The following is a 22032-nucleotide window of genomic DNA, read 5'->3' as shown; positions in this document are numbered from 1 at the left end:
TTAACCGGTTCCGCACCGCAGCAAACTCATGAACATAAAAAAGGCATCGCAAAGGTGTTTGCGATGTTTCTGTCCAACGTCAACTGATAGAAGCTCGGGAATATATCTCATCGGGGGAGAGCGGCCGTGATCAGGTCGATTCGCATCGTCGGGAATCTGGTGTGGTTAGGTTTGCTCGGCTGCGCCTTGGCGCTGCCGCTGGCTGCCGAAGAAATCACCGTAACGATCCCTCCGGACGATCCGCCGGCACAAGCGGCCGCGCCAGCTGAGCCGGCAGCTCAACCCTCAGCGGTTCCGGCATTCACGCCGCACGACAATCTCCAGAAGTCCGCCGACAGCACCGATCCGACGGCGCATCCGACCGACTCGGCTCCGCCAGTTGCTCCGGTCAAACACAAGCAGAAGGCGGCGGCTGCGCCTGCTGCCGCGCCGGCTGATGGTTCGGCCATCCCGGCTGCAACAGACGGAGCGGCCAAGCCCGCCGAAAAGCCGAAGACGGCGAAGGCGAATTCGCCATGTTTCAATATCGATGAGAACGCCTGCGGCGAGCTCAGTAAAGCGTGCATCTGGGTTGCGGCGGGTACCAACGATGCGGGCAAGCCGACGAAGGCCCGGTGCCGGTCCCTGGCAATTCTGAAGAGGGAAGAAGAGAAGGCCGCAAAAGCTGCCAAGGCCACGGGCGCAACGCCGGAAGTGCTGCCGTGGGCCACGAACGGCGCAGCAGCGCCGCCGGCGTCTGCCGATGGGGCCGCTGCGGCTCCTCCGGCCGACGCAACCAAGGTTGCCAAGAAAACGAAGACGGCAGCCGCTAAGAAGACGCCGAAGCCGAAGCCCGAAACGGTCAATGCCGCTCCTGCTGCTGCGGTTGGCGACGCGGATGCCGCGGCTGCGCCTGCTTCCGGTTCAGCTCCGGAGCCCGACGCACAATAGGGGTTTCAGGTTGAATAACTAGCGCTTGCCGGATCGAGTCCTCGTCGAGCGGGGACTGGTCTTCAGTGCAAATAGGCCGACCAAGGTGAACGCGGCGTGAAGTGCCGGTCCATCGCTTGGTGTCCTTCGGGATTTCCAAAGACAAGCCGCCACTGCGTGCATGCGGCGTCCGCTGCATCCATGGCTGACGTGCTTGCCCGGGCCGTCGGTGCCGCCACGGCATACGGCACGCCGTAGGACAGCATCATCGCCATCATGGGACCCTGATAGAGCGTCCAAGGCGAACTGCCCCAGTATGCCTGAACCGATGCGGGCCAGAACGTATCGCCGCCGGGAAATACGCGCGACGCGGCTATGGCCTGCTGCGCGCCGGGCCAGTAAGCGAGAGATGCGCTCCCCATCGCCAACCACGCCTGCATGATTTCGTTCTGGAAGGGTGCGGGCGCGTGGGCGACGGGGGTCCAATCACCGAACCAAGCAGACCAGGCCAAGGGCTGTGGGGCAGCCGGTTCAGGCGCGAGGAGACCTTGCGGCGTCATTTCTTCGTAAAGGCGCTTCTGACACGCCAAGCCCGCGGCGATGGAGGCCTGCCCCATCTCGAACATGGCTTCCGTCGCTTTCTGCAGAAAGCGGAAATGCAGGGCGCAATCGAACAAAATACTGTCCCTCGGGTTCGGCTTTGACGTTACCAGGGATGGTGCATCGCAGCAACAATGAAGCCCTTCTGCAGCACTGTTGGTTAATCAACTGTTCGCGAGGTCGGCTGCCCGAAGGGCGAATGTCAGTGCAGCGTCTGCGTTTTGTCGCGGCCGTTTGGCGCCGGGTTGCCGTCCCTATCGATCATCTCATCTTCGCTCTCGTTCGCCGGGGCGATGGCAGCGTCGTCGGACCGTTGGCGGTCAGACCTTGTTTTCGACAGCGTCAGGCGCTGCATGATCGGACGCCCGCCGCGCGTTTGCTCGTCCACGGTCGGCGGTCTCGTGATCACGACTTCGGCGCCGTCATTATTATTCTCGGCATTATTCTCGGCGCGTAACGCTACTTCGGATTGCGCGCCAGGAATCACTTCAGCTGTTTGGGGCACCGAAGCGGTTCGCGCCTGATGCTCGGCATGCGGACGTCCTGCGAACTGACCGGCGGCGAGCCAATAAAAGAAGCCTCCGAAGAAGCCGATCGTGAGGAATGCCTTGACCGCATAATTGTTGAGGATCGTCGTCGGCTGGCCCACGACTTCGCTCGCATATTGCGCGACGAAACCGAGCATCGAGATCGCGACGCCGGCGAACAGATAGAACGTCAGCGAGCGGACGGAGAACGACTCGCTCAGAATCGCGACGATGAGAACGAAGACGGATGCGAAAATTCCGAGATGTGTTGCGGCGAGCAGACCGAGCTCGATTGTTTCGCCGGCCGTTTTCGGCAACCGCTCGATGGGCTCAGTCAGCACGTCGATAGGCGTCGTGACGAACATGACGGTCACTAGCCCCGCGGCCAAGCTCGCGAGCAAGAACCCGAACATCACACGCGCTATTGTGCTGAGAAACCGTAGCACGACGACCCCGCCCCTGCGTCTCATCTCGTGCGAAATGTATATGAGTGAGCGCCGCGGGCTCAATCAAAATAACGCGGCGACCGTTCGAGAGGGCCCGTTAGGCGCCCTGGGACGCGGCGTTGCGCTCGCTGGCCGAGAGCTTGAGGCTTTCAGACCTAAGTTGCCCGCAGGCCGCGAGAATATCGCGTCCGCGGGGTGTGCGGACAGGGCTCGCGTAACCAGCCCGATTTACGACGTCTGCAAATCGTTCGATGGTTTCCCAATCCGAGCATTCATAGCGCGTGTTCGGCCACGGATTGAACGGTATCAAGTTGATTTTGGCGGGAATTCCCGCGAGGAGGCGCACGAGCGCCCGCGCCTCCGCGAGGCTGTCGTTGACGCCTTTCAGCATCACATATTCGAACGTAATGCGGCGCGCATTCGAGAGCCCCGGATAATTGCGGCAGGCCTCGATAAGCTCAGCGATCGGATATTTGCGATTGAGCGGCACGAGTTCGTCGCGCAGCGCATCGTTCGTCGCGTGCAGCGAGATGGCGAGCATGGTGTCGGCTTCTTCGCCCCAACGCGGAATTTCGGGAACGACACCCGACGTCGACAGCGTGATGCGCCGCTTCGAGAGCGAGAGGCCTTCGCCGTCCGACGCGATGTCCATCGCCGCCTTGACGTTGTCGAAATTGTAGAGCGGCTCGCCCATGCCCATCAGCACGACGTTCGTTATCTTGCGTTCGCTCTGCGGCAGCAGACGGCCGTCGTCGGGACCCTTGGCGCCGGGCCAGTCGCCGATGCGGTCGCGGGCCAGCATGATCTGAGTGACGATTTCTTCCGTCTCGAGATTGCGCACGAGCTTCTGCGTGCCGGTGTGGCAGAACGAGCAATTCAGCGTGCAGCCGACCTGACTCGAAATGCAAAGCGTGCCGCGGTCGCTCTCGGGGATGTAGACGGTTTCGATTTCCGGCGCGCGCGCTTCGTGGCCGCGCTTTGGGAGCCTGAGGAGCCATTTGCGCGTGCCGTCGACGGAGATCTGTTCGGAGACGATCTCGGGGCGGTCCAGAACGTAAAGCTCTTCGAGCTGGCGACGGAGGTCTTTCGAGACGTCCGTCATGTCTTCGAAGCGGGTGACGCCACGTACGTAGATCCAGCTCCAGAGCTGGCCGACGCGCATGCGAAGCTGCTTCTCCGGAACGCCTGCCGCAGCCAGCGCCAGTTTCAAGCGGTCGCGCGTCAACCCCGCGAGCGAGAGCTTGGCGGCGGGCTGGTCGGCGTCAATCTTGATTAAAGGCGCGGCGGTCATAGCGAAAACATGCTTTCGGTTCGGAAAGCGCTCCTTTTACAGGCGTTCGGGGTCGATTGGTAGCATGCGCGATGCCGCGCTCGTTCTGACGACCGGAAAGATTAATTTCTTGCAGTCGGTACCGGAGTTTAACCCCCACCCCTAACCCCTCCCCGCAAGGGGGAGGGGAAACAGGCGGACTTTCCCTGCGAGGGAGTGGGGAAGCGAGCGAACCGGCTTAGCGAGTTTAAAGAATGAAGCGGCTCAGATCGGCATTCTTCGAAAGCGTTCCGACGCGTTCCGTCACGTAAGGGCCGTCGATAACCACGGTTTGCACGCCTCGGTCGGCGGCTTCGAACGAGACGTCATCGAGCACGCGTTCGAGCACCGTCTGAAGCCGCCGGGCGCCGATGTTTTCAACGGTCGAGTTCACTTCGACGGCCGCGTCGGCGATGGCTTCAATCGCGTCCGGCTTGAATTCGAGCGTGACGCCTTCGGTCTGGAGCAGGGCTACGGACTGCCTGATGAGGCTGACCTGCGGCTCCGTCAGGATGCGTTTCATGTCTTCGCGCGTCAGGGCGTTCAGCTCGACGCGGATCGGGAGACGGCCCTGCAATTCCGGCAACAGGTCGGACGGCTTCGAAACGTGGAACGCGCCGGAGGCGATGAAGAGGATATGATCCGTCTTCACGGGGCCGTGCTTGGTCGCGACGGTCGTGCCTTCGATCAACGGCAGGAGATCGCGCTGCACGCCTTCGCGCGAGACGTCGGCACCGCCGCGCGCAGCATCGCCGCGCGATGAAATCTTATCGATCTCGTCGAGGAACACTATGCCGTTGTTCTCGACAGCAGCAATCGCTTCGCCGGAAATCTGATCGCTGTCGATCAGCTTGTCGCTTTCCTCGGCGATGAGAATGTCGAAGCTATCCTGAACGGTGACGCGGCGCGACTTCGTTCGCTGTCCGAGCGCCTTGCCGAGCATCTCGCCGATGTTGATCGTCGCCATCGAGCCGCCCGGCATGTCGAATTGCGGGATGGGCGAGGAGGTATCGGCGACGAGAATGTCGATCTCCTTGTCGTTCAATTCATTGTTGCGGAGCTTCTTGCGGAAACTGTCGCGCGTCGCCGGGGACGAACCGGAGCCGACGAGTGCATCGAGCACGCGTTCTTCCGCGGTCTTTTCGGCTTTCGCGCGAACGCCTTGGCGTTTCGCTTCCTTGACGAGGGCGATGCCGACTTCAACGAGATCGCGAACGATGCTGTCGACATCGCGTCCGACGTAGCCGACCTCGGTGAATTTGGTCGCTTCGACCTTGAGGAACGGAGCGCCCGCGAGCTTCGCCAACCGGCGGGAAATCTCGGTCTTGCCGACGCCGGTCGGGCCGATCATCAGGATATTCTTCGGCAGAACTTCGTCGCGAAGCTCGCCGGTCAACTGCTGACGGCGCCAGCGATTACGCAGGGCTATGGCGACGGCACGCTTGGCATCGGCTTGGCCGACGATGTAGCGGTCGAGTTCAGATACGATTTCGCGCGGTGAAAAATTCGTCATTGTCTCGCTTCAGGAAGATAGGGAGCAAAGGCGGTTTTTTGCAGGTGCGGCAAAAGCCTGTTTCTGATGGGGTGCCAAAAGACGCCCAGAAACAGGACGAAAATGCCGACGACGCCGAGCGTCAGCACGAATGTCGACGAGTTGCCTCCGGCCGCCGACAGGAGGAAGCCGCCGCTCAGGAGATCGTAGACGGCGTACGTGAAGTAGATGAGCGACGACACGAGGAGCGCGCGCCGATCGATGGCGAGCGCGAACACGGCGAGCAGGAGCACGGTTGCCAAGATGGCCGCCGATGTCGCGGTGCCGTTCGTCGATTGCTTGATGAGAAGGATGACCGGCGAAACGATCAGCGGCGCTGCGACGAGCTGCAGCCAGAAGGCGCAGTCGGAGAGGCGCGTTATCCGTTTCGTGTCGCGGGCGTCGTAGGCGAGCGCTGCACTGAGAACGACAAGGCCATAGCCGAAGGCGACGAACGCCGGGCCGATCTCGACGATTTGGAGAAGGCTTTTGCTGACGACGGCGTAGCCGAAGAACGCGATCAGCGCGAGTGCGAACGGCAGGCGGAACCGCAGGTAATAGACAATCGCGGCGACGAGCGCCGGTCCGCCGAATGTGAGCGATGGGTTGCGCCAGAATGCGAATTCGGAGTCGGCGTCCCAGTGAGATGAGGCGAAGTTATTCCAGTGCATCTGGACCACGACGGCCGCAGCCGCAAAGGCGACGAACAGCGTGGAGAGCACTATTCCCGGCAGCACGGCGCGTAGCCGCCCGACGAGGATTTCACTCAAGATCCAGAACGTCAACGCCGCGAACGCGAGGGCGCCGAACCAGCTCATGCCGAAGGCGCTCGTCGAACTCAGGATGAGGAAGGCGCCGGCGACGAGCAGCACGCCAATCGTCAGGAAGACGTCGTTGAAGCCGTTGAGGAAGCGAAAGCGCTCTTCATCGGCAATGGCGGGTTCGCCGTCGGGACCCAAAACCGCGGAACCCTGGCGCATGGCCTGCAACTTCTCGGCCTGTGCCGCGTCGATGACGCCGGCTTCGACCGCCGCTTTCAGATCTTCAGGTGATAATGCGCTTGGCATCTGGTCAGTGATCCGGGTGTTGGCGATTGGCGTTTCACTTGTCCGCTAGCCTGGTGCGTCCAGGGCTTCGACGACAATGTTCTTATTCGTATAGACGCAGATGTCGGCTGCAATGGACATTGCCTTGCGGGCGATGGCTTCGGCGTCGAGAGGCTGATCGAGCAGCGCGCGGGCGGCGGCCAGCGCATAATTGCCGCCGGAGCCGATGCCCGCGATGGCATTTTCGGGCTCGAGAACGTCGCCGGTGCCCGTCAGGACGAGGGTCGTCGACGCATCGGCCACGATCATCATGGCCTCGAGGCGGCGCAGAAAACGGTCGGTGCGCCAGTCCTTGGCGAGCTCGACCGCGGCGCGGGTCAGCTGGCCTGGGTACATTTCAAGCTTGGCTTCGAGCCGCTCGAAAAGGGTGAAGGCGTCCGCCGTCGCGCCGGCGAACCCGCCGATGACATCGCCCTTGCCCAGGCGACGGACCTTCTTGGCATTGGCCTTGATGATCGTCTGGCCGAGGCTAACCTGGCCGTCACCGGCAACTACAACACGGCCGCCTTTGCGAACGGTAAGTATTGTGGTGGCGTGCCACGACGAATCGCCAGCATTTGGGCTCTGGTTGGTCATTTGTACCGCGTCAGTTAAGCTTTTGCAGGCAGTATGCAAGTGAAGCCGGGTGCCTGCGGCCACGGGGCCGCTGCGCCGACCTTGGCCGGGCGGCCCACAAGCTGATAAACGCTCTCGCATGTGTCCGGAAGTGTCTTCGTTTGCCCCGGCGACTCTCCTTCGGAGAGCCGGCCGCCGGGGCAGGCCGTGGTAGAGTGGAATTAATGATATGACGGGCGTCGGAGAGATTCACGTGAAGCAGCGGCAGGCCTCGATCACGCGCAAGACCAAGGAGACGGAGATCTCCGCGACCGTCGATCTCGACGGGACAGGCGCATACGATATTTCGACCGGGATCGGGTTTCTCGATCATATGCTGGAGCAACTCGCTCGGCATTCGCTGATCGACATCACGCTCAGGGCCAAAGGCGATCTGCATATCGACTTCCACCACACGGCCGAAGACACCGGCATCGTCATCGGGCAGGCCATCGCCAAGGCGCTCGGCGATAAAGCCGGGATCGTGCGCTATGCCGACGTGCATCTGCCGATGGACGAAACCCTGACGCGGGTTGCGCTCGACGTCTCGGGGCGGCCGTTTCTGATCTGGAAAGCCGACTTCTCGCGGCACAAGGTCGGCGAGATGGACACGGAGCTATTCCGCGAGTGGTTCCAAGCCTTTGCGCAGAACGCCGGCATCACGCTCCACGTCGAAAACCTTTACGGCGAGAACAATCACCATATTGCCGAGACCTGCTATAAAGGTTTGGCGCGGGCGCTGAGGGCCGCTATTGCTCTCGACCCGCGGCAGGCGGGCCGTATCCCGTCGACGAAGGGCATGCTGCAAGGCTGAGTTCCGGCGAAGCCTTCCGCACACGTGGCTGGCGTCGGCCTGAGTTCGATGGACCGAGAGTTCGATGGACCAAGGAGTTTTGAGTTCCGTGGCGACCTACACCGTGCACGAACCCCCTGTTTCCGATTCCGACCGGGTCGACCGCGCCGTCGAGCTGGCGTTCGTGAAGGACGGGTTTTCCTGGCTGACGGCCATTTTTCCGCCGCTGGGTTTTCTCTCCCATGGTCTGTGGCTGATGGCGATCGCTTATCTCGCCGGAACGGGCCTTCTCAGTTACGTGCTTGCCCAGGCCAAAGTCGACCCCGACTGGATCGGCCTGATCATCCTCATGATCAATATCTATCTCGGTTTTGAGATTTCGACGCTCAGGCGCTGGATGCTCGATCAAAAAGGCTGGCGCATGCTCGGCGTCGTCAACGGCCGCTCGATCGCAGAGTGCGAACGGCGCTTCTTCGAGAGCTGGCTGCCCGATCAGCCGGTCATTCAGAGCGATACACCGAAGGCGCAAGGCAATCCCCCGGCGCAAGGTGGTTCACGCTTCTGGCCTTTCGGGGCGGGGGCTTGAGGCCCGAGCCTGATGCAGAACGTTGTCATTATCGATTACGGGTCGGGAAATCTTCACTCGGCCGCAAAAGCTTTCGAGAGCGCTGCTCGGGATAGCTCCACTCCATCCAAAATCGTCGTCAGTCCGCGGCCGGAGGACGTGCTCGCCGCCGATCGCATCGTGCTGCCGGGTGTCGGCGCCTATGGCGATTGCAAACACGGTCTTGAGCGCGTTCCGGGGTTGATCCCGGCGCTCGAAGAAGCTGTCCGGCAAAAGGGCCGGCCGTTTCTTGGCATTTGCGTCGGCATGCAGCTCTTGAGCGAGCGCGGCCTCGAGTTCGTCGAGACGCCGGGGCTCGGATGGATCAAGGGCGAGGTTCGCGCCATCGAGCCGAAAGATCCGGCGCTCAAAATTCCGCACATGGGCTGGAATACGCTCAACGTCGTCAGTCCGCACGCGCTGCTCGACGGCATTCCGACAGGCTCCGACGGCTGGCACGCGTACTTCGTGCACTCCTTCGCGATGGTGCCCAAAGAGCGCCGCGTCGTCGTCGCCGAGACAGACTACGGCGGGGCGATTACGGCACTCGTTGCGGACGGCAATATCGCGGGCACGCAGTTCCACCCGGAAAAGAGCCAGAAGCTCGGCCTCAAGCTGATTGCGAACTTTCTCGGCTGGAAGCCTTAACCCCGTCTTCCGTCGGGATATGCCCGCGTATCATCATTCGTCTATCGTCATTCCGGCGCAGGCCGGGATCTATCCAAGCTGATGGCTTTATCTTCTCGTCGACGCCCGGATCGACGCTCTGACGGATCCACGCCGACGCTGGGATGACGGGAAGGAAAGAGCGATCACCGCCGCACTAGCTTTGCGTGAGTGGCGTAAAGCAGGGTTCAACGCTTCACTCCGAAGGGCGGGCGATTGTGCCGACGGCGGATTGGAGCGCATTCCAGACGCTCCGTGGCATGTGCCACGATGATTCGTCAGGTTCGTCCTCTTCGAGGCGGCCCTGCAGCCAGTTCAGCCGTCCGGTCGAAGCCCGATCAGCGCGGCCGAGTTCGTGCACGCCGAGTTCGTCGGGGTGATCGAAGAGGATCGCGAGACGGCGCTTGATCTGATCGGCTCCGAGCCACGTCCGGACGTACCAGACGCCATTGCCAGCGGGCGCATATTCGGTCGCGATGTAGGGGAGCGAGAACGTCACCGTCCAGGTGTCCTGGTTGGCGGACCTGGGGGTGTGATGGAGGAGGAACGTTTTCATGGCGAGCATTCCGGTGCGGGGGGCTGGGAAAGCGGGAACGCAGGAACGCAACTTGGGTACCGAACTAGCCGACAGACTTGGCTAGGAACTCTCTTAGTCTAAGAACTCTGGGGTTATTCAAAAAGGGAGGCCAGGGGGACCAGGCTTCCATTTCGGTCGAGTCTAACACCGGGGCTTTGGACGGGACGGACCCGTTGGGAACGGCGAGGGGGGAGAAAGTCCGCCCCGCCCAAAGACCGGAATTCGTTTGTTCGAGATCAACCGGCTCTTGCGAACGGCAGCTCGGGCTCCATCGGCTCGGCGGCGACGACTGCCGGGAGCGGGAACGCGATGACGTTGCCATCGGGCGCAAGGTCGAGACCCGGTCGGCGTTGGCGGAACCAGCGGAGCGACGTATTCGTCATCACCGCCTCGCGCTTCGTCGCCTGGATCACGAGACCATCCTCTTCGGCGAGAAGTTCTTTCAGCTCGGTCTCAAGTTCGAACTCTTCGCGGTCCGACGTTACGTACCAAGTGTTGGAGAGCGGCCGTGCCCACTTATCGCCAAGGCCCATGATGACCTGCGCAAGGACGTGCTGGTTGCGGTTCGGTTGGGCGAGATCGTACGAGATGAGGTAGGTGCGCATGGGGGCTCTCCTAGTGTTGTGCGGAGGGTCTAACACGCTACTCTGACCCGGGTAGGCGCCTCTTTTGGGGCACCAGTGAACATAGACAGAACATGCCACGACTCACTGGCCCTGTCCAGCGTTTGTTCTAAAAATGTTCTTGCAAAGTGCTTAACATTAATGCTTATGCAAGGCGGGGATTTAACCGGAAAAACGCATGATTTTGCTGTGTCTCAGCCCTGTCTTGGCGGTTTCGCGCGGCGGTGCCGTGCCGAGGCGTTCTCGGTGCGCGAAGCGCGTTCTCGGAACTTACGGAAAGAGGCTGAGCTGATCGGGATGTGGCGCGAGGGGGATTCGCCGGTGGGGTCCTGGATCAAAGCGCGGTTCGAGCCCTGGGAAGCGGCTCTGAAATTCTTCGAGCGCCCGCTTGCGGCTTCCGGGAAAGCGCGTCTCCTCCCATATCTCATAGAGACGTCGCGGATCGCATGCGTAGCGCCGCTGGAGGTCGATAGGGCGGATTTTGAGCCAGCGGGCAATCCAGATGTCGACGGCGTCGGTCTCCGTCAGGGGACGCCGTGCGACGTTGGGTGGTGGCTCGTTAAGGAACGCAATGGCCATGATTTTTTGTCTTCGCATTACGACTTGGCTTCGCCAAGCCGGCCGCAATGCGTGAATGCGGGTGCTTGACGCCGGGCGCGATCCGCGATTGATCGCGCCTGAAGATAGCAATCTGATGGCTGCTTGTTCAAACGTCATCCCAGCGAAGGCGGGGATCCGTCCAAGCGTTGGTTTGAAGTTCGCCATCCAGCTTGGATAGTTGCCCGCCTGCGCGGGCATGACGGAAATTATGGATGGTTCGTCGCGGGCCATCACAAAAGGTGGCGAGCCCGAATTGATCCTTTTTCCTGCAATCGACCTCAAGGACGGCCAGTGCGTCCGGCTGAAGCTCGGCGAGATGGACGCCGCGACCGTGTTCAATGACGATCCGGCGGCGCAGGCGGCCAGTTTCGAGCGCCAGGGCTTCAAGTATCTGCATATCGTGGACCTCAACGGCGCGTTTGCGGGCAAGCCCGTCAACGGCGCGGCGGTCGAGGCGATTTTGAAAGCGATCTCGATCCCGGCGCAGCTTGGTGGCGGCATCCGCGATCTGGCGACGATCGAGGCTTGGCTCGAGAAGGGCATTCGCCGGGTCATCCTCGGCACGATCGCGGTGCGCGATCCGGCCCTCGTTCGTGAGGCTGCGAAGCGCTTTCCGGGGCGGGTTGCCGTCGGCATCGATGCGAAGGGCGGCAAGGTCGCCGTCGAGGGCTGGGCGGAGACGTCCGAGCTGACGGCTATCGACCTCGCCAAACGATTCGAGGATGCGGGTGTCGCCGCGATCATCTATACGGACATCGAGCGCGACGGGGTCCTGAAGGGCCTGAATTTGCCGGCAACGGCGGCATTGGCCGCCGCGACGCGCATTCCGGTGATCGCCTCGGGCGGCCTTGCCTCGATTGCCGACGTCCGCGAGCTGATAAAGCCTGAATATCGCATGCTCGAAGGCGCGATCACGGGCCGCGCACTATATGATGGGCGGATCGATCCCAAAGAGGCGCTCGAACTTCTGGAGATGGCATGAACATTGGTGACAAGGTCCGCGTTCTCAAAGTGCCTGCGGACCTGCCGAAGGACAACAAGCAGCTGGTGACGCTTTTCCGCGGCTGCGTCGGCAAGACCTTCCCGATCGTCAAATTCGACGACGGTCTGGTCGAATTGCACGTCGGCGAAGCTTTCGGAAAGCCCGCCGAATATCACCAGATCTGGCTCGAACCGAGCCATGTTTCGCTCGTCGAGGCCTGATCCTTTTGAACTTAATGCCCCAATCCTCGCTCGCTGAAGCGGAGCTGCCGCCCGAGATCGCACGGCGGCGCACGTTCGCGATCATCTCGCATCCTGACGCCGGCAAGACGACGCTGACGGAAAAGCTTCTTCTGTTCGGCGGAGCGATCCAGATGGCGGGCGCTGTCAAAGCGCGCGGCGAGCGGCGGCGTACGCGCTCCGACTGGATGCAGATCGAGCAGCAGCGCGGCATCTCCGTCACGTCGTCAGTCATGACGTTCGAGCGCAACGGCATCGTCTACAATCTGCTCGATACGCCGGGTCACTCCGACTTCAGCGAAGATACGTACCGGACGCTTTCCGCTGTCGACGCCGCCGTGATGGTGATGGACGCAGCGAAGGGCATCGAGGCCCAGACGCGGAAGCTTTTCGAAGTTTGCCGCCTGCGCGACATTCCGATCATCACGTTCATCAACAAGATCGACCGTGAAGCCGAAGACCCGCTGACGCTGCTCGATCAGATTGCGTCCGATCTGGCGCTCGATCTCGTGCCGATGGGCTGGCCTGTCGGCATGGGCTCGGATTTCCGCGGCGTTCTCGATCTCGTCGGCAACAAGATCCTGCTGCCAGAGAGCGAAGAGCGCGGCGCTCCTTATGGCCGTTCACAGCCGCTCGACACGTTCGAAGGCTTGCGGCGGATCGAAGGTATCGACGAGCGCATTGCAGAGCGAACCATCGAAGGCGTTGAGCTCGCACAAGGTGCGCTTCCCCAGTTCGATCTCGAGGCATTCCACGAGGGGCATCTGTCGCCCGTCTTCTTCGGCAGTGCGCTCAAAAATTTCGGCGTCGAGCAGTTGCTCGATGCGCTCGGGCAATGGGCGCCGGGGCCGTTGCCGCGGGCCGCGACACAGCGAACTGTCGAGCCCGGCGAAGATCAGGTGACGGGCTTCGTCTTCAAGGTGCAGGCGAACATGGACCCGAACCATCGGGATCGCATGGCGTTCGTGCGTCTTTGTTCAGGACGCTTCAAGCGCGGCATGAAGCTCATTCACGTGCGCGAAAACAAAGCGATGACGATATCCTCGCCGACGTTCTTTTTCGGACAGGGGCGGGAAACGGCGGACGAAGCGTGGGCCGGCGATATCATCGGCGTGCCGAACCATGGAACGCTGCGCGTCGGCGATACGCTGACGGAGAAGGAAAGCCTGAAATTCACGGGCATTCCGAATTTCGCGCCGGAGCTTTTGCGCCGCGTCGTCATTCAGGATGCGATGAAGGCGAAGCAGCTCAATCGCGCGCTCGACGATTTGGCGGAAGAAGGCATCGTGCAGGTGTTCACGCCGATTGCCGGTGGCCGTCAGATTCTGGGCGTCGTCGGGCAGCTGCAATTCGAGGTGCTGCAGTCGCGGGTTGCGGTTGAATACGGCGTGCCGGTGACGCTGGAGCAATCGCCCTACGAGTTGGCGCGCTGGATTTCGGCCGACGACCCGGCAAAGCTTCAGAAATTCGTCGATGCGCATCGCGGCGAGATCGCGACGGATCGCGACGGGGCACTGATCTTCCTCGCCGAGAGCCCCTGGATGCTGAAGTACAAGAGCGAGAAATTCCCCGACATAAAGTTCGCCGCACTCAGGGAGCGCGGCGAATAGAGGTCAGTTGTGTAGAGGTTAAAGCGTTTAAGTTTTCACATCGAAATGTTGGGCTCGCGGCGTTTCGGACTGGCGAAGCGGGTCTCAACGGTTCCGAGCCAATCGGTCAACGCCTTTTCGAGCGCATCGGTTTGAGCCGATGCCTTGCTGTGCTGGATCTCGGTGACGGTACCCTCGGTATCGAGAGAGCCCCGGATCGCATCGTGCTGATCGATGAAGTTGGTCAGCGCGTCGCCCTGGTCGCCGATGAAGCCATGGGCCTCGAGCTGGGTCCTGGCCTGGGCAATGCGGTCCTGCACCGCGTCGAGACGGGCGCGAAGGTTTTTCGGGGCGAATTCGTCGACCATTAATGTCAGTTCCTTGAAAGCTTGCGCGCAACCGCACGTGACAGCTTAACTGCGAGACCAATCCAAAGTTCCAGGCGGTTCGGTTAAAATTCTCGACGCCGTCTCATGCTCCGTGATACTTGGCGGCGCTGACAGCAGGAAGAAAACTTTGCCAATATGCTGAAAATCCGCATCATTCCATGCCTCGACGTCAAGGACGGTCGCGTCGTCAAAGGTGTTAATTTCGTCGACCTCATCGATGCCGGAGATCCGGTCGAAGCGGCGGCGGCCTACGACGCCGCGGGCGCGGATGAACTCTGCTTTCTCGACATCACAGCAAGCCACGAGAACCGCGAGACGATTTTCGATGTCGTCGAGCGCACCGCAAACCGGTGCTTCATGCCGCTGACCGTTGGCGGCGGCGTCCGCACGGTCGAGGATATTCGCAAACTGCTCGAGGCAGGCGCGGACAAGGTTTCGATCAATACGGCGGCAGTCGACAATCGCGCTTTCGTCAAGGAAGCGAGCGAGAAATTCGGCGCGCAGTGCATTGTCGTCGCGATCGATGCGAAGAAAGTTTCCGCCGAGGGCGAGCCGCCGCGCTGGGAGATCTTCACGCACGGCGGCCGTAAGGCGACGGGACTGGACGCGATCGCCTATGCACGCGAAGTCGCCGAACTCGGAGCGGGTGAAATTCTTCTCACATCGATGGATCGCGACGGCACGAAGGCCGGTTTCGACGTGGCGCTGACGCGAGCGATCGCGGATGCCGTTACCATCCCCGTCATCGCATCGGGCGGCGTCGGCACGTTGCAGCATCTGGTCGATGGCGTCGAGAAGGGTCACGCCAGCGCGGTGCTCGCGGCGTCGATCTTCCACTTCGGCACGTATTCGATCCCCGAGGCGAAGGACTACATGGCGAAAGCCGGCCTCGCGATGCGGCTCGATCCATAAGGCTCGCCAGGCTATCCCGCTCTGTCACGCCGACGAAGGTCGGCACCTAGATAAGCATCAGAATTACGTCTGCTGAGACTTGCCTGGATCCCGGCCTTCGCCGGGATGACGTCGTGTGGTGCGTTTTTATGCTTAGGGTGCCGGGGTCTTATCGGGATAGAGACAGATGTCACTGATCAGACAGCGCCAGCATTCGGGTTTGCGGGCTTTGCAAACGTAGCGGCCGTGCAGGATCAGCCAATGGTGCGCGTGCATCAGGTATTCGGGCGGGATGACGCGCAGCAAATCTTCTTCGACGGCGAGTGGTGTCGTTCCGTGCGATAGGCCGATGCGATTGGCGACGCGAAAGACGTGCGTGTCGACTGCGATCGTCGGGTGTTGAAACGCAATGTTCATCACGACGTTCGCGGTCTTGCGGCCGACGCCTGGTAACGATTCCAAGATGTCGCTGTCGGCCGGAACCTCGCCGCCGAAATCGTCGACGAGCCGTTGCGAGAGCCCGATGACGTTCTTCGCCTTGGCGCGATAAAGGCCGATTGTTTTGATGTGGTCGCGAACCTTCTCTTCGCCCAACGCCAGCATCTTCTCCGGCGTGCCGGCGGCTTTGAACAGCGCGCGCGTCGCTTTGTTGACGCCGGCATCGGTCGCCTGCGCGGACAGGACGACCGCGACCAACAGCGTGTACGGATTGATATGCTCAAGCTCGCCCTTGGGCTCAGGGTTTGCCGCGTGGAAACGCAGGAAAACCTCGTGAATTTCCGCTTCGCTCAAGAGGCCAAGCTTAGCGCTTTTCTTGGTGATTTTCGTTGCGGCGATCGTTCCCGATTTAGCCGCCGATTTATCTCCCGTTTTTCTGGGCTTGCCTTTAGAATCGGAACTTCGGATGCTTGCTGATCTTATATCCGAGGACGCTTTGGCCATCAGAACTCCGTTTCGTTGATGCGCAGCGCCCTTGGGAAAATCGCGTGAGAGACGTACGACGGGCAGTCGTTGCGAAATGATCGATAATCGGTCCGAAAATCAATCCTCGAAAGAGGCGCAGTTTGTGCTTCATCCGCACCGGTCGCTGCCGCCAAGCGGCTTCGTGATCATGATGGTGCTGATCAGCCTCGTCAGCTTCATCGTCGGCATGGTCTTCTTCCTCATGGGGGCGTGGCCAGTCTTCGGATTTTTCGGGCTCGACGTGGCGCTGATCTATTGGGCGTTCAAGCTCAACTATCGCTCGGGCCGCCTTTACGAGACGGTGACGCTGTCGCCGGAGCTTTTGAAGCTGACGCGCGTGCACCCATCGGGGAAGCGCGAGGAGTTCGATTTCAATCCCTATTGGGCGCGCGTTCGCTGCACGGTCGACCGGCCTGACGGACGGACGTCGCTACACCTTGTGGCGCAAGGCAAGGACGTCCTGTTCGGACAATTCCTGACGGATGATGAGCGCCGCCATTTTGCCGATGCGCTCTCCGGTGCACTCGTCGCGGCGCGCGGATCGCTGTTCTAGAAATCTCGTTACGCGAATACCATTCTGACGCCCGCCGCCAGAAGAAGGCCGGCGAGAATGTACCGCAACGCCTTTGGCTGCAGGAATTGGACGCCGAGCCCGGAGCCGAGCAGTCCGCCTGTCGCGACGGCCAGCATCCACCAGGGCAGCGGTTCGGGCATCGCGGGGATCACCGTCCAAATCGCGGCGAGCGCTGCGGCGGAATTCAAGAGATTGAAGACCGCGGAAACTCCTGCGGTCTGCCGCGTACCGATCCAGCCGAAAGCGAGCACGAGGGGGGAGAGGAATATTCCGCCGCCGACACCTGTCAGCCCCGATACGTATCCGACCACGGCTCCCGCCACGAGGGAGGGCCAGAAGGGCGGCGTTACGGCTGCGGCGCTATCGATCTCGGCCGCGCGACCGGCGGAGCGGATCATCAACGCGCTTGCGACCAGCAGCAATATTCCGACGACGGGTTGATAGAGGCCGTGCGGCAAGTCGCTGATGCCGCCGAGAACCGAGAACGGCGCGCCGAGGATGGCGAAGGGATAGAAGCTTCGCCACGTCAGCAGGCCTGCGCGGGCAAATCTCGCGCAGCCGATGGCGGCGACGATGACATTCAGCGCGAGGGCGGTGGGCTTGATGACTTCGGGGCCGTAGCCCGCGAGGCCCATGATTGCGATGTAGCCGGTTCCACCTGCCTGCCCTACGGACGCGTAGAGCGCGGCGACAACAGCGAAGACGATGGGTAGCAGCGCATGCTCGAGGGTAAGGGGCATGCGCGATCAGAGGACGCTAGTCGTTCAACATCGTCAAGGCGGCGCGGCGATCGCCGGGCTTCAGCCGCAGGAATTGCGTGCGCGCAGCCTTGATGTCTTTTTCCGCGCCGGTCTCGGATGCGGCCTTCAAGGCCTTCGTTGCCGCGTGATCGGCGCCGACGACGAAAGACAGCGCGCCTGCGAGGCGGCCCATCATGGCCGCGTCGAACTTGAAGTCGTCATCGGCCATGATCGGCTATGTCCCGGTTATTGGAAGCGTCCGCCGCGTTGGAGGACCTCGATCTTGTAGCCGTCCGGATCTTCGACGAAGAAGAACGTGCCGAAGGGTTTGCCTTCGAAGTTCATCGTCTTGATGTCTTTCGGCTGATAGCCGGCGGCCGTGATCCGCTTGTGGTCCGCTTCGAGCTCGACGGAGACGAACGCGAGATGGCCGTAGCCATCGCCCAGATTGTAAGGCTCGGTGCGGCCTTTGTTGACGGTCAGCTCAACCTCGAAATCGGTCTCGAGGTTTTTCAAGTAGATGAGCGTGAAGTCCGGCCATTCCTTGCGGTCTTCAACCTTGAGGCCAAAGCACGCCTCATAGAATCTCACCGAGCGCGCCTCGTCGAGTACGCGGATCATCATGTGGACGGTTTTGGCCATCTCGGTTGTTCCTCAGTTCAGAGCCAGGGGCGCGATGCTGCGGTCGATGTTTCGAACGACGAGATTTCCTTACCCTTCTCGAGCGTCAGGCCGATGTTATCGAGGCCGTTCAAGAGGCAATGTTTGCGGAACGGATCGATTTCGAACTTGATGACGCCGCCGTCGGGACCGCTGATCTCCTGCTTCTCGAGATCGACGGTGATCTTCGCGTTGGCGCCGCGGTTGGCGTCGTCCATCAGCTTGTCGACGTCGCTCTGTGGCAGCTTGATCGGCAGGATGCCGTTCTGGAAGCAGTTGTTGTAGAAGATGTCGGCGAAGTCGGTTGCGATAACGCAGCGGATGCCGAAATCCAACAATGCCCATGGCGCGTGCTCGCGCGACGAACCGCAGCCGAAGTTATCGCCGGCGACGAGGATCGTCGCGTCGCGGTACTGCGGGTTGTTCAGGACGAAATCCGGAATTTCCTTACCCGTCGCCGGGTCGAAGCGCATTTCGTAGAACAGCGACTTGCCGAGGCCCGTGCGCTTGATCGTTTTCAAGAACTGCTTCGGGATGATCATGTCGGTGTCGACGTTGCGGATCGGCAGGGGAGCCGCGACGCCGGTCAGAACCGTGAATTTGTCCATGCTTAGGTCTCCGCTTAAGTCTTCGGGCGTCAGGCGCGCAGCGTGTCCGCAAGCGCCCGGAAATAGCCTTCGGCCGAGGCGAGACGCCGGGCGTGCCGGAAAGCACCGAACTCCCGGATGGCGGCCTCGAGATCGAAGGGCTGCAAATGTTCTAGGCGTCGTTTAACGCCAGCGCGCTTGCGCCCGTCAAGATGATCTTCAAGCGTCGCGACAATCGTTTCGACGTAGCCGGCGATGCGTCCGAGTTCACGGGTGGCGGAAAGTAGCGCGGGGCGGTCGTTTGGGTAAACTTCCAAAGTCGCAAGGTTCGCGGCCGCCCGGGCAAGGGTCGCCGCCACTTCCTCGGCGTAAAGTGCGACCTTCTCGCGCCGAAGGACGTCGAGCCGCGCCGCCAGCGCTAACCAACGGTTAACGGTCCGGGCAAGTTCTGAGAGGCGCTCGGTATATTCGGCAAGCCGCATTGCAGATCCTCGGGTCGGCGGATCTGCGATTTTAAGGGGCGGGCGACGCGCGGGGATAAGTTTTCGGAGGCGGGGTGCCCCGCCCCAGCTTCAGCGGATATTCGGGTCCTCGTAGCACTTGCGCATGTATTCGCAGCGGTAGGAGCCCGAGAAATGCATGCTGTCGCCCTTCGCGGGGGTGATGAAGGTGCAGATCTCTTCGAGACCGTCAGGCTTCAGCCATCCCTGGCGGCGGCCGCGCTGGACGGCGAAACAGTCTGCCGTTTCCTCATCGGGTCCTCGGAACTGGTGGCCGCATTCGTGCGCATAGATCCACTGCTTGACCGGCGTCGAGACGCGATCGAGCAATTTGGGGTTCATGATGAGAAAGCCCGGATAGGCAGCGCCGTAATCATCGAGCTTGTTGTCGATCACGGTCGGCCGCTGACCGCAGTATTGCATGCGGCCGTCGAGCTTGAATTCGCCGGGCGCGACGAGATGGCTGTCACCGCCGACGGTCGAGATGTATTGCTCGGGGGTCGGAATGCCATCGCGTATGGGCGTGGTGGTGTCTTGGGCATACGCGGCAGGCGCGTAGGCGACCGTCGGCAACGCCACCGATAAAACCGAAGTTACACCCAAGACGAATCCGTGAATGAATCGTCGCACTCTCATTCGTCCATGCTTTCAGAAGAGCCCCGCCTGCCCGCTCGGCCTGCCACTACAACATGGCCCGAAATTTCTCTCGGCTCAAGCTGCGGTATCTTGTGACATAAAGGGAGTTAAGCCGGTGTGACTTCCGGCCACGGGCTCAGTCTGAGACCCGCTCCTCGATCTGCTCCATGTCGTCGTCGGAAAAGCCGAAATGATGACCAATCTCGTGGATCAGCACATGGGCCACGAGATGGCCAAGCTCTTCGTCGCTGGACGCCCATTCGTCGAGGATGGCGCGGCGGTAAAGAATGACCATGTCCGGCTCGCGGGTTTCCTGCGTCGCGCCCTGCCGATCAAGGCTCACACCGTGGTAAAGGCCGGTCAGCTCGAACGGATCTTCGATGTCCATTTCGTCGAGGAGATCGTCGGACGCCAAGTCCTCGATGCGAATCACGACGTCGCCGGCCATCGAGCGGAACTCGGACGGGAGCGAATTCCATGCCACCTGTGCGAGCGTTTCGAAATCAGCCAGCGTTGGTGGCGTTGCGTGAATCCAATCTGTCGACATTGCGGCGCACTCCCGAAGTTGAGTGCAGGAGATAGGTCTGGTTGGACCAAATAGGAAGGTTATTCGTTTCGATCTGTCGGATCGGCCACAAGAAGCAGCTCCTGCAGCGTGAAATTCAGGGCGCCATTTTCGTCGAGCCTCGGCTTCAAAAATGATCTGAGGTGTGGCGGGCCCGAGTTCAAAATACGTTTCAGCTCGGCAATAACCGCGGGCGTGCAGCGCATGCGGGCGACCCATGGCTCGAACGCCAATTCTTTTTCCATCTGCTGGCGGGCCGTAATCTTGAAGCCGGCGGCGCGAAGAAGATCACACCAGTGTTCGGGCGGCGGCGCGAAACCGTGACTCGGATCGCGCAATTTCTCGAAAGCATTGTAGTCGCGGATTGTCTCGTCGATGGCGCCGGGGCTCGTGCCGGGAAGTCGCTCTTGATCGGGCGCGACGTTGTCGACGAGGGCGAAGCGGCCGCCCTTTTTCAAAACGCGGCGAACCTCGGCGACGAACTTTTCGAGATCCGGAAAATGATGTGCCGCCAAGCGGCAGCAGACGAGATCGAAGCTTTCATTTGGGAACGGTAACGCGCTGGCTGATGCCGTCGCCGTCGACATGTTGGCGAGCCCGCGAACTGTCGCGAGTTTCGCTGCTTCATTCAGCATCTCGTCGGTGATGTCGCTCGCGATGACGGTCGCGACGTGGGGCGCGAAGACGGCGGCCGTATGCCCGGCGCCCGTCGCAACATCGAGGGCTACCCAAGTTTTTTGCGGTGCCACAAGCTCGACGATCCGAGCGAGGCTTTCGCCTTTCGCATGCACCTCGGACGTCGCGTAGTCGGCCGCGGCCGCGCCAAACTTCGAGCGGACGACGGCATCCGAATCCCTGGTCAAGTTGCACCTCTGCATCAGTGTCGAAAAAACGTTTTGTGCCCACAAGGTAACCAGGCAATCTTAACGCAACAAAACAACAAATGTCGCGTTGGCCGTAGGCTACAAGGCTTCTATCTCTCCGCGAACTTTCTGTTCGTATAGCTCACCGCCCGCCAATTCCGAGAATTCCATACATGTCGACACCGCTATCGTTTCGTCCCCGGCAAGACACCCTGCCGCCCGATGAGGGATCTTGGCATGGCGACACCCAAAGTTTCGAGCTCAAGGTGTTGTCGAAGGAAAGCGATGTCAGCGAGGCAACTGCGCTTCGGCTGCGCGCCTATCAGGCGATCGGCTATGACGTCTCGAGCGACAACGGGAAATATACCGACAGGTTCGATACGCTTCCCACCACGGTGCTGCTCGGCGCCTACGATCAGGGCCGTCTCGTCGGCAGCGTAAGACTTTGCTTCAATCATCCGTGGCAGACCGTTTCATCTCTGCCTTGCGGGCCCTACTATCCCGCGCTGAAGGAAGCGAAGAGCAAGGTCGACGGCGCACTTGTCGAGGTATCGCGCCTTTCCATCGAGCCGGGTGTCAGCAACACATCGTATCGGACAACGCTCTACGCTTTCCTCGTGCGCGCGGCGCTGACGGCGGCGCAGGCAGCCGAGGTTTCGATGCTGCTGATCGCGACGCGGCCCGACTGGGTGAAGTTCTACAAATACATGCTCGGCTTCCAGCCGATCGGCGAGCCCGCTCTCTACCCGCCGGGCGATTTCAAGATCACGCTGCTAGGCGGCAGCCTGAAGCAGGCCGAGAAGCGCCAGCGGCTGCAGAACCGCTTCTTCAAGATCACGCCGGACGAGGTCGCTAGTATGCGCGTTGTCATTCAACCCGCGCTTGCTGCTTCGGCCGTTCGGGACGACGACGATAAGGTTGCCGTTCCGGCGTAACGGCGCTCAATTTTTTGGATCGGCGTAAATCATG

At 61.3% G+C, this 22032-nt stretch carries 29 protein-coding genes; 10 read left to right on the top strand and 19 right to left on the bottom strand.

Annotated features, from left to right (window positions below; genetic code table 11):
* The first annotated feature begins 126 nt into the window (after positions 1–126).
* Positions 127–930 (top strand): hypothetical protein, encoded by an 804-nt coding sequence (locus AC1DK3_RS15570; protein ID WP_477193162.1) that lies wholly within the window; start codon positions 127–129, stop codon positions 928–930.
* Positions 931–992: 62 nt separating this feature from the next.
* On the opposite strand, the gene AC1DK3_RS15565 is transcribed toward AC1DK3_RS15570, so the two are convergent.
* From AC1DK3_RS15565 to hslV, 6 genes are all read right to left on the bottom strand, one after another.
* Positions 993–1586 (bottom strand): hypothetical protein, encoded by a 594-nt coding sequence (locus tag AC1DK3_RS15565; protein WP_477193161.1) that lies wholly within the window; start codon positions 1584–1586, stop codon positions 993–995.
* Positions 1587–1711: 125 nt separating this feature from the next.
* Entirely contained in the window at positions 1712–2482 is a 771-nt protein-coding gene (locus tag AC1DK3_RS15560) for a hypothetical protein (protein WP_477193160.1), read from the bottom strand.
* A gap of 97 nt (positions 2483–2579) precedes the next feature.
* Complete coding sequence (rlmN, locus tag AC1DK3_RS15555; protein WP_477193159.1) at positions 2580–3773, bottom strand: dual-specificity RNA methyltransferase RlmN; 1194 nt, start codon at positions 3771–3773, stop codon at positions 2580–2582.
* A gap of 226 nt (positions 3774–3999) precedes the next feature.
* Positions 4000–5304: an ATP-dependent protease ATPase subunit HslU gene (gene hslU, locus AC1DK3_RS15550; protein WP_477193158.1), complete on the bottom strand. Its 1305-nt coding sequence runs from the start codon at positions 5302–5304 to the stop codon at positions 4000–4002.
* On the bottom strand, positions 5301–6389 hold the full coding sequence (locus AC1DK3_RS15545; protein WP_477193157.1) for a hypothetical protein: 1089 nt from the start codon (positions 6387–6389) through the stop codon (positions 5301–5303). The genes hslU and AC1DK3_RS15545 overlap by 4 nt, the downstream gene beginning before the upstream one ends.
* Before the next feature lie 45 nt (positions 6390–6434).
* Positions 6435–7004 carry an ATP-dependent protease subunit HslV gene (gene hslV / locus AC1DK3_RS15540; protein ID WP_477193156.1) on the bottom strand — a complete coding sequence of 190 codons (570 nt, stop codon included), beginning with the start codon at positions 7002–7004 and terminating at the stop codon, positions 6435–6437.
* 208 nt (positions 7005–7212) lie between these two features.
* Here hslV and hisB point away from each other — a divergent pair, with 208 nt between their 5' ends.
* The 3 genes from hisB (at position 7213) to hisH (ending at position 9067) form a co-directional block, all read left to right on the top strand.
* The gene (gene hisB / locus AC1DK3_RS15535) at positions 7213–7836 is read left to right on the top strand and encodes an imidazoleglycerol-phosphate dehydratase HisB (protein WP_339086467.1); all 624 of its coding nucleotides are present in this window, start codon (positions 7213–7215) and stop codon (positions 7834–7836) included.
* Between the two features lie 64 nt (positions 7837–7900).
* Entirely contained in the window at positions 7901–8401 is a 501-nt protein-coding gene (locus AC1DK3_RS15530; RefSeq protein WP_477193155.1) for a DUF2628 domain-containing protein, read from the top strand.
* Positions 8402–8413: 12 nt separating this feature from the next.
* Positions 8414–9067: an imidazole glycerol phosphate synthase subunit HisH gene (gene hisH, locus AC1DK3_RS15525; protein ID WP_477193154.1), complete on the top strand. Its 654-nt coding sequence runs from the start codon at positions 8414–8416 to the stop codon at positions 9065–9067.
* Positions 9068–9281: 214 nt separating this feature from the next.
* Here hisH and AC1DK3_RS15520 read toward each other — a convergent pair whose 3' ends face one another.
* The 3 genes from AC1DK3_RS15520 to AC1DK3_RS15510 form a co-directional block, all read right to left on the bottom strand.
* Complete coding sequence (locus AC1DK3_RS15520; protein WP_477193153.1) at positions 9282–9641, bottom strand: hypothetical protein; 360 nt, start codon at positions 9639–9641, stop codon at positions 9282–9284.
* Between the two features lie 257 nt (positions 9642–9898).
* Positions 9899–10267 carry a hypothetical protein gene (locus tag AC1DK3_RS15515; protein WP_477193152.1) on the bottom strand — a complete coding sequence of 123 codons (369 nt, stop codon included), beginning with the start codon at positions 10265–10267 and terminating at the stop codon, positions 9899–9901.
* A 288-nt stretch (positions 10268–10555) separates the two neighbouring features.
* Entirely contained in the window at positions 10556–10864 is a 309-nt protein-coding gene (locus AC1DK3_RS15510; protein ID WP_477193151.1) for a hypothetical protein, read from the bottom strand.
* Between the two features lie 274 nt (positions 10865–11138).
* Between AC1DK3_RS15510 and hisA the strand changes: the two genes are divergently transcribed.
* From hisA to AC1DK3_RS15495, 3 genes are read left to right on the top strand one after another with little or no spacing between them, the layout of a single operon-like run.
* On the top strand, positions 11139–11867 hold the full coding sequence (gene hisA / locus AC1DK3_RS15505; protein WP_477193421.1) for a 1-(5-phosphoribosyl)-5-[(5-phosphoribosylamino)methylideneamino]imidazole-4-carboxamide isomerase: 729 nt from the start codon (positions 11139–11141) through the stop codon (positions 11865–11867).
* Positions 11864–12088, top strand: a complete 225-nt coding sequence (locus tag AC1DK3_RS15500; RefSeq protein ID WP_477193150.1) for a hypothetical protein — start codon at positions 11864–11866, stop codon at positions 12086–12088. The genes hisA and AC1DK3_RS15500 overlap by 4 nt, the downstream gene beginning before the upstream one ends.
* A 14-nt stretch (positions 12089–12102) precedes the next feature.
* Entirely contained in the window at positions 12103–13716 is a 1614-nt protein-coding gene (locus AC1DK3_RS15495) for a peptide chain release factor 3 (RefSeq protein ID WP_477193420.1), read from the top strand.
* A 35-nt stretch (positions 13717–13751) separates the two neighbouring features.
* Here the strand turns inward: AC1DK3_RS15495 and AC1DK3_RS15490 are convergent, their stop codons facing one another.
* On the bottom strand, positions 13752–14063 hold the full coding sequence (locus AC1DK3_RS15490; RefSeq protein ID WP_477193149.1) for a hypothetical protein: 312 nt from the start codon (positions 14061–14063) through the stop codon (positions 13752–13754).
* 156 nt (positions 14064–14219) lie between these two features.
* On the opposite strand from AC1DK3_RS15490, the gene hisF reads away from it, so the two are divergent.
* On the top strand, positions 14220–14996 hold the full coding sequence (hisF, locus tag AC1DK3_RS15485) for an imidazole glycerol phosphate synthase subunit HisF (RefSeq protein WP_477193148.1): 777 nt from the start codon (positions 14220–14222) through the stop codon (positions 14994–14996).
* Positions 14997–15128: 132 nt separating this feature from the next.
* Here hisF and nth read toward each other — a convergent pair whose 3' ends face one another.
* Positions 15129–15917 carry an endonuclease III gene (gene nth, locus AC1DK3_RS15480; protein ID WP_477193147.1) on the bottom strand — a complete coding sequence of 263 codons (789 nt, stop codon included), beginning with the start codon at positions 15915–15917 and terminating at the stop codon, positions 15129–15131.
* Positions 15918–15993: 76 nt separating this feature from the next.
* Here nth and AC1DK3_RS15475 point away from each other — a divergent pair, with 76 nt between their 5' ends.
* Positions 15994–16491: a DUF2244 domain-containing protein gene (locus AC1DK3_RS15475; protein WP_477193146.1), complete on the top strand. Its 498-nt coding sequence runs from the start codon at positions 15994–15996 to the stop codon at positions 16489–16491.
* Between the two features lie 8 nt (positions 16492–16499).
* On the opposite strand, the gene AC1DK3_RS15470 is transcribed toward AC1DK3_RS15475, so the two are convergent.
* From AC1DK3_RS15470 to AC1DK3_RS15435, 8 genes are all read right to left on the bottom strand, one after another.
* A complete protein-coding gene (locus AC1DK3_RS15470) occupies positions 16500–17252 on the bottom strand; it encodes a sulfite exporter TauE/SafE family protein (RefSeq protein ID WP_477193145.1) in 753 nt (250 codons plus the stop codon).
* Positions 17253–17268: 16 nt separating this feature from the next.
* Positions 17269–17481, bottom strand: coding sequence for a hypothetical protein (locus AC1DK3_RS15465; RefSeq protein WP_092868839.1), 213 nt, complete (start codon positions 17479–17481; stop codon positions 17269–17271).
* Positions 17482–17498: 17 nt separating this feature from the next.
* Positions 17499–17894: a VOC family protein gene (locus tag AC1DK3_RS15460; protein ID WP_477193144.1), complete on the bottom strand. Its 396-nt coding sequence runs from the start codon at positions 17892–17894 to the stop codon at positions 17499–17501.
* A 17-nt stretch (positions 17895–17911) separates the two neighbouring features.
* A complete protein-coding gene (gene leuD, locus AC1DK3_RS15455; RefSeq protein ID WP_477193143.1) occupies positions 17912–18520 on the bottom strand; it encodes a 3-isopropylmalate dehydratase small subunit in 609 nt (202 codons plus the stop codon).
* Positions 18521–18549: 29 nt separating this feature from the next.
* Positions 18550–18981: a hypothetical protein gene (locus tag AC1DK3_RS15450; protein ID WP_291164376.1), complete on the bottom strand. Its 432-nt coding sequence runs from the start codon at positions 18979–18981 to the stop codon at positions 18550–18552.
* Between the two features lie 90 nt (positions 18982–19071).
* Positions 19072–19602, bottom strand: coding sequence for a hypothetical protein (locus AC1DK3_RS15445; RefSeq protein WP_477193142.1), 531 nt, complete (start codon positions 19600–19602; stop codon positions 19072–19074).
* Positions 19603–19771: 169 nt separating this feature from the next.
* The gene (locus tag AC1DK3_RS15440) at positions 19772–20083 is read right to left on the bottom strand and encodes a metallopeptidase family protein (protein ID WP_477193141.1); all 312 of its coding nucleotides are present in this window, start codon (positions 20081–20083) and stop codon (positions 19772–19774) included.
* Between the two features lie 158 nt (positions 20084–20241).
* Positions 20242–21063: a class I SAM-dependent methyltransferase gene (locus AC1DK3_RS15435; protein ID WP_477193140.1), complete on the bottom strand. Its 822-nt coding sequence runs from the start codon at positions 21061–21063 to the stop codon at positions 20242–20244.
* 173 nt (positions 21064–21236) lie between these two features.
* Between AC1DK3_RS15435 and AC1DK3_RS15430 the strand changes: the two genes are divergently transcribed.
* Positions 21237–21998, top strand: coding sequence for an N-acyl amino acid synthase FeeM domain-containing protein (locus AC1DK3_RS15430; protein ID WP_477193139.1), 762 nt, complete (start codon positions 21237–21239; stop codon positions 21996–21998).
* The last annotated feature ends 34 nt before the right edge of the window (positions 21999–22032 follow it).

The organism is Hyphomicrobium sp. 01T421, from assembly GCF_056398805.1.
Note: the sequence above shows the minus strand (reverse complement) of the source record. Positions and strands in the feature narration are given on the sequence as shown.